The 17,614-nt window shown below is 58.2% G+C and carries 15 protein-coding genes; 11 read left to right on the top strand and 4 right to left on the bottom strand.

Annotation, left to right across the window (positions count from 1 at the left end; translation table 11 throughout):
- The first annotated feature begins 67 nt into the window (after window positions 1–67).
- The 11 genes from LB557_RS25320 to LB557_RS25370 all read left to right on the top strand — a co-directional run bounded on the left by LB557_RS25320 (window position 68) and on the right by LB557_RS25370 (window position 14,005).
- On the top strand, window positions 68–1,630 hold the full coding sequence (locus LB557_RS25320) for a sulfotransferase family protein (protein WP_224643557.1): 1,563 nt from the start codon (window positions 68–70) through the stop codon (window positions 1,628–1,630).
- Window positions 1,627–4,908, top strand: coding sequence for a glycosyltransferase (locus LB557_RS25325; RefSeq protein ID WP_224643558.1), 3,282 nt, complete (start codon window positions 1,627–1,629; stop codon window positions 4,906–4,908). Before LB557_RS25320 ends, LB557_RS25325 begins: the two co-directional genes overlap by 4 nt.
- On the top strand, window positions 4,908–5,915 hold the full coding sequence (locus LB557_RS25330) for a GDP-mannose 4,6-dehydratase (RefSeq protein ID WP_224643559.1): 1,008 nt from the start codon (window positions 4,908–4,910) through the stop codon (window positions 5,913–5,915). Before LB557_RS25325 ends, LB557_RS25330 begins: the two co-directional genes overlap by 1 nt.
- Before the next feature lie 104 nt (window positions 5,916–6,019).
- A complete protein-coding gene (locus LB557_RS25335; protein ID WP_224643560.1) occupies window positions 6,020–6,838 on the top strand; it encodes an ABC transporter permease in 819 nt (272 codons plus the stop codon).
- Window positions 6,838–8,085, top strand: coding sequence for an ABC transporter ATP-binding protein (locus tag LB557_RS25340; protein ID WP_224643561.1), 1,248 nt, complete (start codon window positions 6,838–6,840; stop codon window positions 8,083–8,085). The genes LB557_RS25335 and LB557_RS25340 overlap by 1 nt, the downstream gene beginning before the upstream one ends.
- Window positions 8,082–9,017 carry a glycosyltransferase family 2 protein gene (locus LB557_RS25345; protein WP_224643562.1) on the top strand — a complete coding sequence of 312 codons (936 nt, stop codon included), beginning with the start codon at window positions 8,082–8,084 and terminating at the stop codon, window positions 9,015–9,017. Before LB557_RS25340 ends, LB557_RS25345 begins: the two co-directional genes overlap by 4 nt.
- On the top strand, window positions 9,014–10,096 hold the full coding sequence (gene gmd / locus LB557_RS25350) for a GDP-mannose 4,6-dehydratase (protein ID WP_224643563.1): 1,083 nt from the start codon (window positions 9,014–9,016) through the stop codon (window positions 10,094–10,096). Before LB557_RS25345 ends, gmd begins: the two co-directional genes overlap by 4 nt.
- Before the next feature lie 16 nt (window positions 10,097–10,112).
- Complete coding sequence (locus LB557_RS25355) at window positions 10,113–11,048, top strand: GDP-L-fucose synthase family protein (RefSeq protein ID WP_224643564.1); 936 nt, start codon at window positions 10,113–10,115, stop codon at window positions 11,046–11,048.
- Window positions 11,048–11,797 (top strand): glycosyltransferase family 2 protein, encoded by a 750-nt coding sequence (locus LB557_RS25360; protein ID WP_224643565.1) that lies wholly within the window; start codon window positions 11,048–11,050, stop codon window positions 11,795–11,797. Before LB557_RS25355 ends, LB557_RS25360 begins: the two co-directional genes overlap by 1 nt.
- Before the next feature lie 190 nt (window positions 11,798–11,987).
- Window positions 11,988–12,761 carry a class I SAM-dependent methyltransferase gene (locus LB557_RS25365; RefSeq protein WP_224643566.1) on the top strand — a complete coding sequence of 258 codons (774 nt, stop codon included), beginning with the start codon at window positions 11,988–11,990 and terminating at the stop codon, window positions 12,759–12,761.
- 125 nt (window positions 12,762–12,886) lie between these two features.
- Window positions 12,887–14,005, top strand: a complete 1,119-nt coding sequence (locus LB557_RS25370) for a glycosyltransferase (RefSeq protein WP_224643567.1) — start codon at window positions 12,887–12,889, stop codon at window positions 14,003–14,005.
- A 51-nt stretch (window positions 14,006–14,056) separates the two neighbouring features.
- Here the strand turns inward: LB557_RS25370 and rfbD are convergent, their stop codons facing one another.
- Genes rfbD through rfbA form a run of 4 tightly spaced genes read right to left on the bottom strand, consistent with a single transcriptional unit; the run spans window position 14,057 to window position 17,485 of the window.
- Window positions 14,057–14,956 (bottom strand): dTDP-4-dehydrorhamnose reductase, encoded by a 900-nt coding sequence (gene rfbD, locus LB557_RS25375; protein ID WP_224643568.1) that lies wholly within the window; start codon window positions 14,954–14,956, stop codon window positions 14,057–14,059.
- Complete coding sequence (rfbB, locus tag LB557_RS25380) at window positions 14,953–16,023, bottom strand: dTDP-glucose 4,6-dehydratase (RefSeq protein WP_140717770.1); 1,071 nt, start codon at window positions 16,021–16,023, stop codon at window positions 14,953–14,955. The genes rfbD and rfbB overlap by 4 nt, the downstream gene beginning before the upstream one ends.
- 25 nt (window positions 16,024–16,048) lie before the next feature.
- Window positions 16,049–16,603 (bottom strand): dTDP-4-dehydrorhamnose 3,5-epimerase, encoded by a 555-nt coding sequence (gene rfbC / locus LB557_RS25385; protein ID WP_015318724.1) that lies wholly within the window; start codon window positions 16,601–16,603, stop codon window positions 16,049–16,051.
- The gene (gene rfbA / locus LB557_RS25390; protein WP_015318725.1) at window positions 16,604–17,485 is read right to left on the bottom strand and encodes a glucose-1-phosphate thymidylyltransferase RfbA; all 882 of its coding nucleotides are present in this window, start codon (window positions 17,483–17,485) and stop codon (window positions 16,604–16,606) included. It lies immediately after the preceding gene.
- Window positions 17,486–17,614: the final 129 nt, after the last annotated feature.

The following is a 17,614-nucleotide window of genomic DNA, read 5'->3' on the forward strand; positions in this document are numbered from 1 at the left end:
GCATTACCGGGCAGGACGGCGCCTATCTGGCGGAACTCCTGCTTGCCAATTGATCTAGGTAGCGCACATGCAAGTCGCTTACCTCTTGGGAATACCTCGGTCCGGAACGACGCTGTTTTCGGCTCTGCTGAACCAGCATCCGCAAATCCACTGCCCCTCAGAGCCCTGGACAATGCTGGCCGTAGCCTCACTGGGCCTGGTCCCAGCGCCACATGCGGCAGACATGGAACTGATTCGCAACGCCACCGAGCCTTACCTCGCTGATATGCGCCTGCGAGGCGAGATCGCAATGAACATCTATCGGCGGATGCTTGTGGAAAGCCCAGCGCTGTGGCTCGTTGACAAGACACCCCGGTATCATCATTGCCTCGATTTCATCCGCAAGGCCATGCCGGAAGCGCGCTACTTCTGGATGATCCGCAATCCACTGGACGTGGCAGCATCGTACAAATCCACTTGGGCTAACGACGTTTTGGCCGCGTTGAGAGACGGGATCGACCATCCCATTCTATTCGATTTCGCTCTTGGCTTCCGCCGGCTCATCGACTTTGCGCGCGAAAACGATGTTCACCTAGTTCGTTATGAGGAACTGGTGAGAGATCCTGCTTCCGTTATGTCGGGTGTCTTCGGCCATCTGGGTCTCGAAGTCATCGATCTCGACAGCGACATCAGGGGCGGATTGAAACAACTCCAGGGTAGTGCCTTCGGCGACATGAAGATCGTCCAAACCCATAGCGTTCATCCCAATTCGGTGGGCCGCTATCTCGAGACGCTGAGCGTGGAAGACACTCGCCTGCTGTGTGCCTATCTAGGTCGCGAAGTGCTTGCGGACTTAGGCTATCCCGAACTATACGACATGCATGACGCCGGTTCTATTCCCCATGCTCAGGTTCTGCCCGAACGCAACCGACAGAAGGCCTTGGAACTTGAGGCTCAGAGACAAGGGCTTTCCTTGCGTCCGTACCGATATTGGCAGAGGCAGAGGCAATTGGCCGCGGAATACCACTTATCGCGAAGGCGCCAAGCCGCATCCGCAGCGTCTCACTCGCTCGCCAATGGCGGTCCAGACCAGGACGTTGCGCCGTTGCGGCGGGAGTTTGCCGAGTTGGGAGATATGCTGCAATCAAGGATCGCACAATTGCAGGAAGCAGTGGAGAAACGACTGACGTCCCCAGGTGCCCCGGACATTGACCTCCTACGACTTGATCTAGCTGCACTGAGGCAGGAACTACAAGGCGAGGTGGTGGCATCCCGTGCGACCATGATGCACGGGATTGCCGATCTCACCACCAAGGTAGAAGGCGTCACAGCCGCTTTGACGAACCTCGGCAATCTAACCAGCCAGTTCGACCTATACGAGAAGATCACCCGCCTGGAGCATCTGAACGCCGAGATGCGTGAGAGCAATGCCTTGCAGACCGCCGCAGCCGCTGAACTTGAACGCGAAAAAGACGAAGCGCGAAGTAACGCAGAGGTCTTGTCGGGTCGCCTGGACGATGCCCAAAAGTTAAGGGACGAACTGGAAGGCAGAATCTCTCAAGCCGCGCAGGAGGTCCACAGGCTCAAGTCCGAACTGAAGGCCCTTCGAAAGTCACCTTTGGTGCGGCTGTTCCGAGGGGGAGGCATATGATCCTGCCGCGTATCAGTATCATCGTTCCCAGTTACAATCAGGGTCGGTTCCTAGGGGAGTGCCTAGAAAGTATCGTCGGGCAGAAGTACAATAATCTTGAGCTTATTGTCATGGATGGCGGCTCGACTGACGAGAGCGTGTCTGTCATCCGCGAATTTGAGGCGCAGATCAACTACTGGCAGAGCCAACCCGACGGCGGCCAGTCAGCCGCCATCAACGCGGGTGTTGCGCGGGCAACCGGCGACGTTGTCGCCTGGCTGAATTCAGACGACCTCTACATGCCTGATACCCTGCATATGGTGGCTGACGGTGTGGAGCGCCATCCAAAGTATGGCCTTTATATCGGCAACGGGCTGCGGCTGGACGAACGCACGGGAACCAAAACGCCATTCACTCGGCACCATATTGCCCTCAATCGTCGGGCGCTCAAAGAAGGCCTAGACTACATCCTGCAGCCTTCGGTGTTTTTCTCTCGGGAAGCGTGGAAGGCAGTAGGCGGGCTAGATCCAGCCCTGCGTTTCAGCATGGACTGGGATATTCTGATCCGGATTGCGGAACGCTACCCAGCTTTAGCGATCAACGAGTTTCTGTCGATCAGTCGCGAATACGAAGAAACCAAGACGGCCAGCGGGGGAATGCTACGGGCGGCCGAGATCATCGCCATGACCGGCAAGCATAGTGGCAAACCTTTCACTGTCGGGGGTGTTCTCTATTTCCTCGAATCCTTACTGCAGCCTGGTATGCGGGAGGAATTGAGCGAAGGTACCCTGCAACAAATATGGCGGCTGCACGAGCAGATGCGCGCCGAGGATCTACAATCAAGGGCAGACTCGCGAGATGGATTTCCCGTACAGGGCGATGCGGGCGACGGCACATATGTACAGGTTGCCCGGACAAAAATGGTTGTGCCGGTGGCAGTTCCGATCCGACAATGGCCGCGGATATCTGTTGTTATTCCTTCGTTCAATCAGGCAGAGTTTTTAGAACGGACGCTCGCCAGTATTTTCGCTCAGAACTACCCAAAGCTCGAAGTCATTGTCATGGACGGTGGTTCGACCGACGGATCGGTTGATATTCTCAAGCGCTACAACAAGAACATCGCCCATTGGAAATCGGAAAAGGATCGTGGCCCCGCCCACGCCATCAATAAGGGGCTCGCTCGCGCGACGGGAGAAGTGCTGACCTGGCTCGCCAGCGACGACATGTATGCCGTGAATACGCTCCGCACCATTGGCCAGCTATTCGCGGCCAATCCCGATCTGTCTTTGGTGGTCGGCAATGCCCTCTACGTGGACGAGGAGGACAATCCCAAGATCATGGATCACGGGGAGTACAAGACCGCGCTATATTATGGCGTCGTCCAGCCGCGCGAGCGGGTGCCTGCCTACTGGTCCTATGTGCACAGCATCCCGCAGCCTTCGACCTTCTTCACCAAGAGCTTGCTGGACCGCGTCGGGCCTCTCAACGAAAGCTACCATTTCATCTTCGACTTTGAGCTATTCTTCCGTATGGTCTCCAGCGGCAAGACCATGAAAGTTGAGAAAACGCTGTCGTTATACCGCATTCACAGTGCTGCCAAGACCAGCGATTGGAACAAGTTTTTGGTGGAACTCTACCGGTTCAGCCGGGCCTGGTGGCCGCGCTGGAGGGACCCGGGATTCAAGTCAACTCTAAGATCCTTCACGGTCGCCTTCTTAAACCGGGCCTGGGGCGGCCGTCCTCGGGGCTGGAAGTTCAAGACCGTAGCGGCAGGCGTGGCACTGCTCGCGGCGACCCGCTACGTCAATGTGGAAAAATTGGCGCAGCGGCTGGCCCTCAAAGCTCCCAAGGCAGCCACAACACACAAGCTTCACAAGCCTAGGCTGGCCCAGCCCGATCTTGCCTATCACAAGCAAGTGCCGGCAACTGATCCGTCGGCGCCCCTGGGCTCGATTCTGTTTTGCTCTCATTTCCTGCCGCGTTATCCGGGGTTCTCCGGCGGTGAGATCCGAGACTTCCACATTATCGAGGAGTTGCAGAAGCATAGCGCACTCAGCTTCGCCGCAACGTCTCCCCAAGCAAACCAAAGTGTCGGCGACGTTCTCCGGCCGGCGCTAGACAAATATTTTGATTTTTCGCTGATCAAAGAAGGGACCGAGTTACCGGACTTGACCATGATCAAAGGCCTGCGCTCGCACGCATTCACCTTGAGCCGCGCCTTAAACAGGCTCAGCTTGACGGCGCGAACTCCTCGGTACCATTTCGACGCGAACTCCCAACTCCAGTTGTCGCAAGCCTACGTTGTCAATTTCGTTCGCCGCTTCCTGCTTGTGCACCGTCCGAGATTCTTGGTCGTCAGCCCGCAATCAAACGGCATTGCTTTGTTGCTAGAGAAGGATTTGGGCGAGACGCGCACCATCATGGCGAGCTACGACGTGGAATCGGTACGGATGGAGCGGTTAGCGATGGCGGCCACTGGCCATCGGCGACTCACCGGCAACGTAGAAGCTAAGCGCGCGCGGAACTTCGAGCGGCGTAATCTCGCGCTCTATGACGGTGTGCTGGCCGTCAGTGAGCTTGACCGATCTATCTTCATTGAGCGCTATGGCCTGGATGCGCGGCGCGTGGCGGTGGTTCAAAATGGGGTCGATACCGGCTATTTCGCATTCGAAAAACGCGTGCCGACAGAACTCCCCGCCATTACTTTCGTCGCCAGCATGGGCTATGAACCAAATCACTTGGCTGCTATGCGCCTCATCGACAGAGTCATGCCGCTGGTTTGGAAGGAATTACCCAATGCGCAGGCTTGGCTCGTCGGACAAAACCCTCGGCCCGAGCTAATTGCTCGTTCCGACGGCACGCGGGTCTTCGTAACCGGCGCGGTGGAAAGCGTGCGGGCTTATCTGCGCAACGCGCAGGCCATGTGCGCACCCCTGACAACGGGTAGCGGTACCAAGTATAAGGTACTCGAAGCTCTGTCAGCCGGCATACCGAGCGTTTGCACGAGCATTGCGGTCGAAGGACTGGACATCGAAGCTGACGTTCATGTCAAAATCGCTGACGACGATGCCGGACTTGCCTGCCACATTGTCACCCTCCTCCGGGATGAGCAGCAGGCGGCTCAGCTTGCTCTCAATGGTCGCGCTCTGGTCGAATCAAAGTATGCTTGGAGTGTGGCCCTGAACAAACTGCGCCCGTGGCTCGAGGACATTGCCCAAATGCCGAAAGCAAAGACCGGAGAACCCGCGAGCGAGAGCCTTTCTTCTGCTGCCCGTCAGCAGGAAAGGATCGAAGTCTGATGCGGAGAGCGCTGGTCACCGGTTGTTCTGGCCAGGATGGCTGGTATCTGGCCAAGCTGCTGGCTAGCAAAGGCTACGCGGTTCACGGCCATAGCCGTCGCGGGCTCGATTTGCCTGATGCGGCCGCGGTATATGAGGGCGATCTGTCTGATCATCACCTTCTGGACGACATCATTGATGCAGCCCGACCCGACGAGATTTATAATCTGTGCTCGCTATCGCGGCCACAGATGTCTTGGGATAAGCCGCTCGAATCCGGTCTGGTAAATGCCCTCATGCCCCACCATCTGTTCGATCGCATACGTCAGCGGTTGCCAGAATGCCGCGTGTTCCAAGCGACCTCCTCTGAGATATTCGGCGACGCCACTGAATACCCGCAATCTGAAAGCACGGTGCCGATGCCGCAGACGCCTTATGGCATTGCCAAGCTCTATGCTCACCAGATGACCGGGGCCTATAGACAGCACTATGGACTCTACGTGTGCAGCGGCATTCTGTTCAATCACGAGAGCCCAAGAAGGCCGCTCGGCTTCGTCTCGCAGAAGATCGCCTATGCCGCAGCTTGTCTGCGCTTGGGAATCCATACCTCGGAGGCCGTCGACGAACGCGGATCGCCCATTGTCAAAAATGGAATGCTTTATCTTGGCAACATGGATGTGCACCGAGATTTCGGATTCGCCGGCGACTATGTGGAGGCTATGTGGCTTATGCTGCAACAATCCGAGCCGCGCGACTATGTGATCGGCACAGGCGAGAGCCATTCAATCCGAGAGTTCTGCGAGGTGGCCTTCGCACTGGTCGGTCTCGACTGGAAGACCCATGTCGCTGTCGCGCCTGATTTGGTGCGCGCGGTCGATTCCAGGCGCACCATCGCCGATTCGTCACGCGCCCGCGCCGAGCTCAACTGGCGGCCGCGCACTTCGTTCGAGGAACTCGTGCGGCAAATGGTGGAAGCCCAGATCGCCAGCCTGCAAACTGCCAGCGCAACTCGGGACGCTACGCTTTGAAACCATCCTTTCAGGCGCGTGACACCAATGAAGCTTCGCCTGCTCTAACCCGGTAGCGATCAGCAGACAGCGCGATAACGTGCTTCTCAAACGACAGGAACGATATGCAGAGCTTTCAGGCAACGCCGGTGTCAGCAATCCAGTCTGCTATCCGGCATGGCTATCTAGTCCGACAGTTGATCTGGCGCGAAGTTAGCGGCCGCTATCGCGGCTCGATCGTGGGCCTATTGTGGTCCTTCATCAATCCGCTTCTCCTGCTGGCGATGTACACATTCGTGTTTGGCGTAGTGTTCAAAGCTCGCTGGGGCCTGCATCAGGAGACGACGTTCGACTTCTCGCTAATCCTGTTCGCCGGACTCATACTGCATCAACTTTTTGCGGAGTGCATTACCCGGGCGCCGTCTCTGATCCTCACCAATCCGAGCTACGTCAAACAGGTTGTATTTCCGCTTGAGATACTTCCCATAGTTGCACTCGGCTCAGCGGCCTTTCACGCTGTAATCAGCCTTGCGATTTTGCTGGCAATCTGGTGGGCCACTCATGGCAGCATTCCCGTCTCGGCCATATCCATCCCCTTCATCCTGCTGCCTCTTTGCCTGATAGCCCTGGGTGCCGGCTGGTTCCTCTCCTCCACAACCGTCTACCTGCGGGACGTCGGTCAAATCGTAGGCTTCTTGAGCATGGGGTTAATGTTCCTGGCTCCCATTTTCTACCCCGCCACCTCCGTCCCAGAACCCATGCGCGCATTCATGATCATCAACCCACTCACTTATGTGGTTGAGACACTGCGGGCGACACTCGTGCAGGGTGTGTTCCCTGACGGTGGTTCATACGCCCTCTACTTTACGAGCGCTTTGGTGACGTTCTCCCTCGGTTACGCCTGGTTCCAGAAGACGCGGTCCGGCTTCTCGGACGTGTTGTGATGAATTCTGTAGGTGTGTCAGACGTGCTGGTGGATATTCGCAACATTGGAAAATGCCACCGTTATTACGACCGTCCGCAGGACCGGCTGATGGAGACTTTGACCAGGCACCGCCGGCAGTATCACAAAGAGTTCTGGGCCCTACAGGGTGTTTCGATGCAGATTAGCCGCGGCGAGGCGGTAGGAATCATAGGGCGCAACGGTGCTGGCAAGAGCACTTTGCTACAGATCATCACCGGCACGATGGCGCCCACATCTGGCACCGTCACCGTCCGCGGCAAAATCGCCGCCCTGTTGCAGCTTGGCAGCGGTTTCAATCCTGATTTCACTGGTCGCGAGAACGTCTTCCTCAACGGCGCCATCCTGGGCTTCTCCAGGCAGGAGATCGAAGCTCGTTTCGCCGAAATAGCGGCCTTCGCCGAAATAGGCGATTTCATCGAGCAACCCGTCAAGAACTATTCTTCCGGCATGATCATGCGCCTGGCTTTTGCCGTCTCCGCGTGTCTCGAGCCGGAGATCCTGATCGTTGATGAGGCCCTGGCTGTGGGCGATGCGCTGTTCCAGCGCAAGTGCTACGCGCGTATCGAGCAGTACATAGAACGCGGCGGGACGTTGCTGTTTGTGTCCCATTCCCTTGAGACGGTGCGGCGAATCTGCAGCAGGGCGTACTACCTCAAGGAGGGTGTGGTGCGCCTGGCGGGACGCCCTCCGGAAGTCATTGCTGCATACGAGCACGATTTGGACATCAGCAACCGTCTGTTGACGACGGGCGACCAGACACTCAAGTCTACCATCGAAAGGTTTAATGATTACGGCAACCGCAAGGCCACTGTTGTCGAAACCTGGATTGAGACCCCCGGGGGCGAGCGGGTAGAAAGTGTCAATCCACCAGATCCTTTCCGCTGGTGCTACACAGTCGATTTCAATGCCGACGCGGACCGGATCGTGTTTGGGATGCGAATGGTAAACGTCGAGGGACAGGTCATATATGCGACCAACTCACTCATTCTCGACAAGTCGACTTTCAAGGTTACCGCCAGATCTCGGCGAACCGCGTGTTTCTCTATCCCGACTGAGGCTCTGCCGCCGGGCGACTATTTCTTTTCCGCTGGCGTGAGCGAACGGGTGGAAGGCGAGGATCATTTCCTGCACAGGCGCACTGATGTCGGTTTCTTGCGCGTGTCCGCCAACGTGTCTCCCGCCTATTACGGCATGGTCAACTTGCGCGCCGACCTGAACATCACATGACCCCGGCGGCCACGCAGCATACCACGGCTCTGTCGTGTGCCGGGGCGGCGGGCTCATCGGCGAGCATTGCTCTGCCGCGCGTTTCGATCGTCACGCCTTCATTCAACCAGGGCGCCTTCGTGGAGCGCACTGTCAGGTCCGTGCTCGAGCAGGGCTATCCCTGCCTCGAGTACATAGTCATGGACGGCGGCTCTACCGACGGCACCCTTGAACGCCTCGAGCCGTACCGCAATCACTTTGCGCATTTCGAGAGCAGGCCGGACGGGGGGCAAAGCGCAGCTGTCGCCGCCGGCTTGGACCATGCAACAGGCGACCTGATGGCCTATCTCAATAGCGACGATGTTCTGCTGCCCGGGACCCTTTCCTTTGTCGCGCAGTTCTTCACCGAAAATCCCGACGTCGCCTGCATCTACAGCCACCGTTGCATCATCGACGCCAACGACCGGGTTATCGGTCACTGGATATTGCCGAGTCATTCGAACTATTTGATGGAACGTTGGGATTTTATTCCACAGGAGACCTGCTTCTGGCGTCGAGCGCTCTTCGAGGACGCGGGGAATCTTGACCCGTCTTTCGCCTTTGCAATGGACTATGACCTGTTCGTTCGTTACATGCGACGCGGCCGCTTCAAGCGGGTTAATAGGTTCTTGGCAGCGTTTCGCGTCCACGAGGACGCCAAGACGACAAGACAGATGGCAACGATCGGCAGACAGGAAATCGCCAGGGTTCGTAGCAAATATGGCCTCCGGACCATGCCGGGAGGAGGCAAGTTGCTCTCGCTGCTGGTTCGCCTGCAGTCGGGCATCTACAATCGCCTGCGGCGCCGCATAGGAGGACTTCCCCCCGGGAAGGGCTTTTTCCTAGACACGGTGTGGCGACGCGATCTGGATCACGTAACAAACAGTGATCAAACAAGGAGAATGTCCCAGTGAAGAAAGCTTTGATCACAGGTGTGACCGGTCAGGACGGCTCGTACCTCACCGAACTTCTAATCAGCAAAGGCTACGAGGTTCATGGGCTCAAGCGCAGGACCTCACTGTTCAACACTGACCGCATCGATCATCTGTACGAAGGGCCTGAGGTTACTGACCGCAAGTTTATGTTGCATCACGGCGACCTCACTGACGCCAGCTCACTGGTTCGCGTTATTGAGTCGGTGGCGCCCGACGAGATCTACAATCTCGCTGCCCAGAGCCATGTGGCCGTGTCATTTGAACAACCGGAGTACACTGCCAATTCGGATGGTCTGGGCACTCTACGCATACTGGAGGCTATCCGAAATCTCCGAATGCAGGACAAAACCCGGTTCTATCAGGCCTCGACGTCGGAGCTTTACGGTCTCGTCCAAGAAACGCCTCAGACCGAGCGCACACCGTTCTATCCACGGAGTCCTTATGCCGTCGCCAAGTTGTATGCCTACTGGATTACGGTGAACTATCGGGAAGCCTACGGCATATATGCGTGCAACGGCATCCTGTTCAACCATGAGTCCCCGCGGCGCGGCGAAACTTTCGTCACTAGGAAGATTACACGCGCGCTGGCCCGCATCAAACTCGGGGTGCAGAGGACGCTCTATCTCGGCAATCTCGATTCGCTGCGGGATTGGGGTCACGCAAAGGACTATGTCGAAATGCAATGGCTGATGCTGCAACAGCACCAGGCGGAGGATTTCGTCATAGCGACTGGTGTGCAGTACAGTGTCCGTGAGTTCGTGGAGATCGCAGCCCGGCATCTGGGCATGCCCATTCGCTGGGAGGGCAAGGGGGTGGAGGAGCGCGGTTACGATGAAAATGGCAATATGGTGATAGCCGTCGACGAGCGGTACTTCCGTCCCGCCGAGGTCGATACCCTGCTCGGCGACGCGAGCAAGGCTCGGGAGAAGCTGGGATGGACGCCTAAGATCACCTTCGAAGAACTGGTCGAGGAAATGGTGCGCGAGGACTTATCCAGCGCGACTCGCGATCAGATCGTGCGTCAGGCCGGCTATATCGCCCATGACTACCACGAGTAAGCCGATGACACAGTCGATGAACACCTCAGCCAAGATCTTCGTCGCCGGGCATCGCGGCATGGTGGGCTCGGCCATCGTCAGGCGCTTGGCAGACCGGGGTTATAGTAATATTTTCACGCGCAGCCATGCTGAACTTGATTTGATGGACAAGCGGGCCGTGGCTGACCTGATGTTCGCTGAACGCCCACAGTTCGTGTTCATGGCGGCCGCCAAGGTAGGGGGAATCCAAGCCAACAACACGTATCGTGGTGAGTTTATCTACAACAATCTCATGATCGAGGCCAACGTCATCGATGCTTGCTATCGCGCTGGCGTCGACCGAGCCTTCTTCCTGGGATCGAGCTGCATCTATCCCCGAGATTGTCCCCAGCCTATCCGTGAAGATTATCTACTGACCGGACCGCTTGAATACACGAACGAGCCGTATGCCATAGCCAAGATCGCGGGGATCAAAATGTGCGAGGCCTATAATAGCCAGTACGGTTCCAAATTTGTGTCGCTGATGCCGACTAACCTCTACGGCCCCAACGATAACTATGATCTTGACACCAGCCACGTGCTGCCAGCTCTGCTGCGCAAGACCTTTGACGCGCACCGGGCGGGCGCTCCAGAAGTGGTCGTATGGGGCAGCGGGTCGCCTCGGCGCGAGTTCATGCACGTCGACGACATGGCTGATGCCTGTATCTTTATGCTCGAAAGTGGCGTTACCGGCGGACTCTATAATGTAGGCACCGGCTCCGATGTGACCATACGCGAACTCGCAGAGATGATCGGGCGCATCGTCGGCTTCTCCGGCGCCCTTCGCTTCGACGCCAGCAAACCCGACGGCACACCTCGCAAACTTCTCGATGTCTCGCGCCTGGCGAAGTTGGGATGGACGGCCTCGATCAAGCTCGAGCAGGGGATCGCCAGCGTCATTCCTGATATGAGGCGCAAGTTGGGCGTTGCCTAATGAGGTTGCCGATCGTCTCAGTGATCGTACCATCGTTCAACCAAGGAAGGTTCCTTGGTGCGGCCCTGCAGTCGATCTTCCAGCAGGACTTGCCCTTGGAGGTCTTCGTCCAGGATGGAGGCTCGACCGACAATTCGATGGCAGTGATCCAGACCTGGCGCCCTCGTCTTGCCGGTGCACGTTCTCACCGCGACGCAGGCCAATCGGCTGCCATCAACGAGGGCGTGGCGCAAGCGACCGCACCGTACGTCTGTTGGTTGAACAGCGACGATCTTTTGCTTGGCGGTAGCCTCGTCAAGCTCGTTGCTGCACTGGAGCGGCAGCCGAAAGCGCCTGCGGCCTATGGTCGGGTGTGGAACTTGGATGAAGCAACAGGCCGGCAGCGACCGGTCTGGGTTCAACCGTTCGCACGCCGCGCCTTGGCTCTGCGGTGCATAGTCTCTCAGCCTGGCACGCTCGTTCGCCGCAGCGCGTGGGATGCTGTCGGCGGGCTCGATGAGACGCTGCATATGGCAATGGACTATGATCTCTGGTGGAAACTCTATCAGTCCTTCGGCGACTTCATTTTTGTCGATGAGTTTGTTGCCGTGAACCGGAACCACGGGGCTACAAAGACGAACAAATTTCGTTCCGCGCACTACAGGGAGGCTATGAATGTCGTCCGCCGCCATAACGGATCGCTGCCGCTAAAATGGCGAATGTATCAACCTTATGCGGTCTGGTGGAAAGCCCTGACCAATGGCGCTTAAGATCGCTTATCGCTCTCGCTGACCCGGAAAGTAAGGAAAAGACTTATGTTCCGATAGCGTGGCTTCGATTTTGTTGGCGGTGAGCCAAGGCAGGATTGCGGGTTCTGTGTGAAATACAACTTTAGGTGCTAACCAACGTTGCCCGTCATTTAGCGCCATGCTACCCAACCGGCGTGATCGGAGACCCGCAATGCAATCCAGTTTTGAATATGCCCGTCCTCTCGATGTGAACAGCGTAGATGAGTGCATCTTTTATCACAGTTACGATTTGCCCGAGAGCGGCTATGTTCGTGGCCACTGGGATCTCCGGGGCCGTTTCGATGACTACATCAACGGAGAGAGTCTCGACGGTAAAAGAGTGCTTGATGTTGGGACCGCCAGCGGATTTCTGTCATTTGAGGCAGAGAAAGGCGGCGCGGAAGTTGTGTCATTCGATGCGGAATCGGCAGCCGTTTGGGATCGTATACCCTTCCCGAAACATAATGCGGCTGAAGAGAGGAGAATTTGGGTGGCCGGGGCGAATGACTACCTGACAAAATGGAAGCGCTCGTGCTGGCTTGCGCACCGCGAATTTCGCTCGAAAAACAAGATCGCGTACGGCAACGTGTACGATATCCCCGCCGAACTCGGAATGTTCGATACGGTGATCGTTGGCCAGATCCTGGTGCATCTACGCGATATGCTTGGTGCGCTTTCGTCCATTGCCCGCCGTTGCTCCAAGACCATGATCATCGCCGAAGGTATGATCGACAATGATGCGCCTATCTCCACGTTTCTTGGGCGTGCCGACAATCCATCTGACGACTTTAGTTTCTGGCACCATTCCACCGGCCTCTACATAGAATTGATGCAGATCATGGGGTTTCGTCTGCGGTCAAAGACTGTCGGTGCGTTTACCTGCAATGTGATGGGTCTAACCCCTCGAGACATCGATATCACAACGCTGATCTTCGACCGCAGGTAGAGGGCGGTCCACGCTCGCAGCCCGCTGGCTAATTAGGCCAGCGCAGTGCGTTTAATATCATGTCGGCATCCTAAATGCAGTACGCTTCACGTGGGAGGATCACGCTAAAGACGGAAGACCCGCGTTTGAAAGTCCTGCACTTCTTCAAGACCTACTGGCCGGATACGTTTGGCGGCGTGGAGCGGACGATCCATGCCATCGCGCAAAGCACGGCGCGCCACGGCATCGAAACCGAAGTGCTTTCGTTGAGCCGAAGCCCTGGAGAGAACACACAGGCTTTCGGTGGGCATATGGCCCGCAAGGCCAAACTGGATTTCGAGCTGGCATCGACCGGTTTTTCACGCGAGGTCTTTTGGGAATTCAGAGCGCTCGCCAAAAATGCCGACCTGATACATTACCATTTTCCATGGCCGTTCATGGACATCGTGCATTTTCACGCCCGTCACGGCAAACCGACGGTCGTCACCTACCATTCCGATATCGTCAAACAGAAACTCATCCTACCTCTTTATCGACCGCTGATGCTGCGCTTCCTGAAGGACGTCGACGCTATCGTCGCGACGTCTCCGGACTATTTGAAATCGAGCCCCGTTCTCAGAGCCTTGGGGGGCAAATCGACGATCATTCCCATCGGCATAGATGAAACGGCTTATCCCACGCCGACCGAAGCCGACAACAGCTGGTGCCAAGCGGCTGTGGCGGAGCCTTTCGTGCTATTCGTCGGCGTCTTGCGCTATTACAAGGGGCTGGACGTGCTGATTGAGGCAGCCGACAGGATCAGGTGCAAGATCGTTATTGCCGGGTCGGGGCCTATCGAGGAGAGCCTCAAGCTTCAGGCCAAGACGTTGCGCCGCAACAATGTGATGTTTCTCGGCGAGGTCACGGAGCAGCATAAGATGGCTCTGCTGCGCAACTGCCTCGGCTTCGTTTTTCCGTCTAACCAGAGGTCGGAAGCCTACGGGCTTTCACTGGTGGAGGCTGCCATGTGCGGCAAACCGATGATTTCGTGCGAAATTGGAACGGGAACAAGTTATGTGAACAAAGCCGGCGAGACGGGGCTAGTCGTTCCGCCTTCAAATCCAGCACGCCTGGCCGAAGCCATCAACCAGATCGTCGATTCGCCCGTCGAAGCAGCGAATTGGGGGCAAGCTGCCCGTGATCGCTACATCAGGCTCTTTACAGCCGACAGGATGGGAAAGGCTTATGCCGATCTCTACCGCCAGCTCGATAGTGGCCGCCGCTGAAGCGGCTTTGCGCCGCGACAACCCTCCACCGGCCGCTGCTTGGTCATGCAGTTAGGGACCGTTGGAGCCCCCGCTTACGAGACGATGGACCACTTCTCGGGCCGACTTCTGCCAGTCCGGCGCCGTCCATCCGAATGCCGCGCCAAATTTCGCGCTCGATAGCCGCGAGTTGACAGGGCGGCGCGCCTTGGTTGGGTAGTCCATCGTCGTGATATCCCGTACCCGCGCCCAGGGACCACCAAACTTCAGGCTTGTGTCGAGGATATGACGGGCAAAGCCGCTCCAGTTGGTCTCGCCCGTGCCGGCCAGATGACAGGTGCCGAACGCGGCGAAGCTCTTGTCGCCATGCAGCATGGTGGCCGCATGCAGGATCGCGTCGGCGACATCAAGCGCGGATGTGGGATTTCCCCACTGATCTGATACCACCGAAATCTCATCGCGGTCGGCGGCGAGCCGCAGCATGGTTTTCACGAAATTCTTGCCAAACGGACTGTAGACCCAGGCGGTGCGCAGGATCAGGTGGCGCGGATTGGCTGATGCCACCGCCTGCTCGCCGGCTAGCTTGGAGGCGCCGTAGACACCGAGCGGCGCCGTCGGGTCGGTTTCGATATAGGCATCGGCCTTGGTTCCATCGAAGACATAGTCGGTCGAAAGATGGATGACCGGCACGCCCAGCCTCGCCGCGGCCTCCGCCACCTTGCCGGCACCGGTCGCGTTAACCGCAAAGGCCAGATCGGGCTCGTCCTCGGCCTGGTCGACGGCGGTGTAGGCGGCAGCGGATACGACGATATCAGGCTTGGCACCCGCGATGGCGTCGATGATGGTGTCGGGCCATGCCAGGTCAAGCTCCGGGCGACCGATGGCGACGACCTCCACGCCCGCGCGCGCCTGGCCGGCCGCGAGCAGGCTTGCCGCGACCTGGCCGTCGCGTCCGGTGACAAGCAGCCTCACGCGCCCACCTTGCGGGCTTCGCCCAGTCTTTCGCCGGCATAGCGCTGTTCGCGGATCGGCCCCCACCACCATTCGTTGTCGAGGAACCAGTCCACGGTCCTGGCAAGGCCGCTGTCGAAATTCTCCCTGGGCGTCCAGCCGAGCTCGCGGCTTATCTTGGTGGCGTCGATGGCGTAGCGGCGGTCGTGGCCGGGACGGTCGGTGACGAAGGAGATCAGCTCGCGATAGCGCCTGCCGCCGGCGCGCGGACGCCTGGTGTCGAGCAGGTCGCAGATCGTCTCGACGACGGCAAGGTTGGTGCGTTCCGAATTGCCGCCGACATTGTAGCTCTCGCCCGGCTGCCCTTTCGTGGCGACGAGTTCCAGGGCGCGCGCGTGATCCTCGACGAACAGCCAGTCGCGCACATTGGCGCCGGCGCCATAGACCGGCAGCGGCTTTTCGTCGAGCGCGTTGAGGATGACGAGCGGGATCAGCTTCTCGGGAAAATGATAGGGGCCGTAATTGTTTGAACAGTTGGAAAGCACGACCGGCAGGCCGTAGGTCTCGTGCCAGGCGCGCACCAGATGGTCCGAGGCCGCCTTCGAGGCGGAATAGGGCGAGGACGGCGCGTAGGGCGTCTCCTCGACGAACATGCCGCTGTCGAAAGGCAGGTCGCCGAACACCTCGTCGGTGGAGACGTGATGGAAGCGGAAGCGGCTTTTCCTGTCGTCGGACAGGCCACGCCAGTATTCCAGCGCGGCGTTGAGGATCTTGTAGGTGCCGACGATGTTGGTCTCGATGAAGGCGCCCGGTCCGTCGATCGAGCGGTCGACATGGCTCTCGGCGGCCAGGTTCATGACGATGTCGATGTCGTGCCGGCGCAGAAGGTCGAGCACCGCCCTCTCGTCACAGATGTCGGCCTGGGCGAAGCTGTAATTATGGGCGTTCTCGATCGGCCGCAGCGAGGCCAGGTTGCCCGCATAGGTCAGCTTGTCGAGATTGGTCACCCGGTAGGCCGGGTTGGCGCACAAATGCCGGCACACCGCCGAGCCGATGAAGCCGGCACCGCCCGTCACCAGAAAATTCATACCGCAGTCCTCACGCAAACACCCATCAGGCGAATACCTCGGCGACGGCGAGCAGCGGCGCCTTGAGGTCCTTGTCCGAAAGCTGGAAGCCGCCGGCCAGCGACGGCCACTCGATATCGATGGCAGGATCGTCGAAACGGATCGACCGGTCGTGCTCGGGCGAATAGGTGTCGGTCACCTTGTACAGCACCTCGGTGTCGGGCACGAGCGTGACGAAGCCGTGCGCGAAGCCCCTGGGCACCAGGATCTGGTTGCCTTTTTGCGCCGACACTTCGAGGGGGACCCATTTTCCGAAGGTCTTCGAGGCGCGGCGGATGTCGACGGCGACATCGAGAATGCTGCCGCGGATCACCCGCAGCAGCTTGTCCTGGGCACGCGGCGCTAGCTGGTAATGGAGCCCGCGCAGCACGCCCGCGGCGGCGGAATAGGAGTGGTTGTCCTGCACGAAAACCAGGTCGATGCCGGCCTGCGAAAAACGCTCGGCATTGTAGGTTTCCATGAAGAAACCGCGCGCGTCCCCATGGCGTTTGGGAATGATTTCCAGCAGACCTTCGATGCCAAGGGATCTCACCTCGAGCATTTAGCCCTCCGACAGCTCGACGACACGTCGGCGTAGATAGGCGGCGTATTCGTTCCTTCCCAGGCGAGCTGCACGCTGCAACACCTCGTCAGCGCTCAGCCACCCTTGTTCGAAGGCGATTTCCTCCGGACAGGCAACCTTGATGCCTTGGCGGCGTTCGATTGTGCGCACGAACGAAGAAGCGTCATCCAGGCTGTCATGGGTGCCTGTGTCGAGCCAGGCATAACCGCGTCCCAGCCGATGCACCTGCAACTGGCCACGCTCGAGATAGGCATTGTTGACCGCCGTGATTTCGAGCTCGCCTCTCGCCGAGGGCCGGATCGTCGAGGCGATTTCAACAACATCGTTGTCGTAGAAATAGAGACCCGTGACGGCCCAGTTGGACTTCGGCTTTTGTGGCTTTTCCTCGATCGTCAGCGCGGTTCCGGTCGCCTTGTCGAAAGACACCACGCCATAGCGCTCGGGATCCTCGACATGATAGGCGAACACCGAAGCGCCGCTTTCACGCGATGCCGCCGTGCGGCAAAGCTTCGACAACCCATCGCCAAAATAAATGTTGTCGCCCAGGATCATCGATACGCTATCCGCACCAATGAAATCACGGCCGATGATGAAGGCTTCCGCCAGACCATTGGGATGCGGCTGCTCGGCATAGGTCAGCTCAAGCCCAAATTCCGATCCGTTGCCTAGCAGATCGCGGAAAACCGGCAGATCCCGTGGCGTGGAAATGACCAAAATCTCGCGGATTCCGGCGAGCATCAAAACGCTCAGCGGATAATAGATCATGGGCTTGTCGTATATTGGGAGTATTTGCTTAGAGACTGCCAAGGTCAACGGATAAAGACGCGTTCCGCTGCCTCCAGCAAGGATGATTCCTTTCAAGAAGCTCTCCTTGCCATGCCTAAGTCCCTCCCCTCAGGGCCTGTGCTTAGGTTTCATGCATTGGCTTGTCAATCGCGGCAAGCAACAAACGCATCGGCTGGGTTCGATACCGGTCTACCGGCGCCTCCC

It is taken from the genome of Mesorhizobium sp. BR115XR7A, from assembly GCF_020165315.1.
Classification (GTDB): domain Bacteria; phylum Pseudomonadota; class Alphaproteobacteria; order Rhizobiales; family Rhizobiaceae; genus Mesorhizobium; species Mesorhizobium australicum.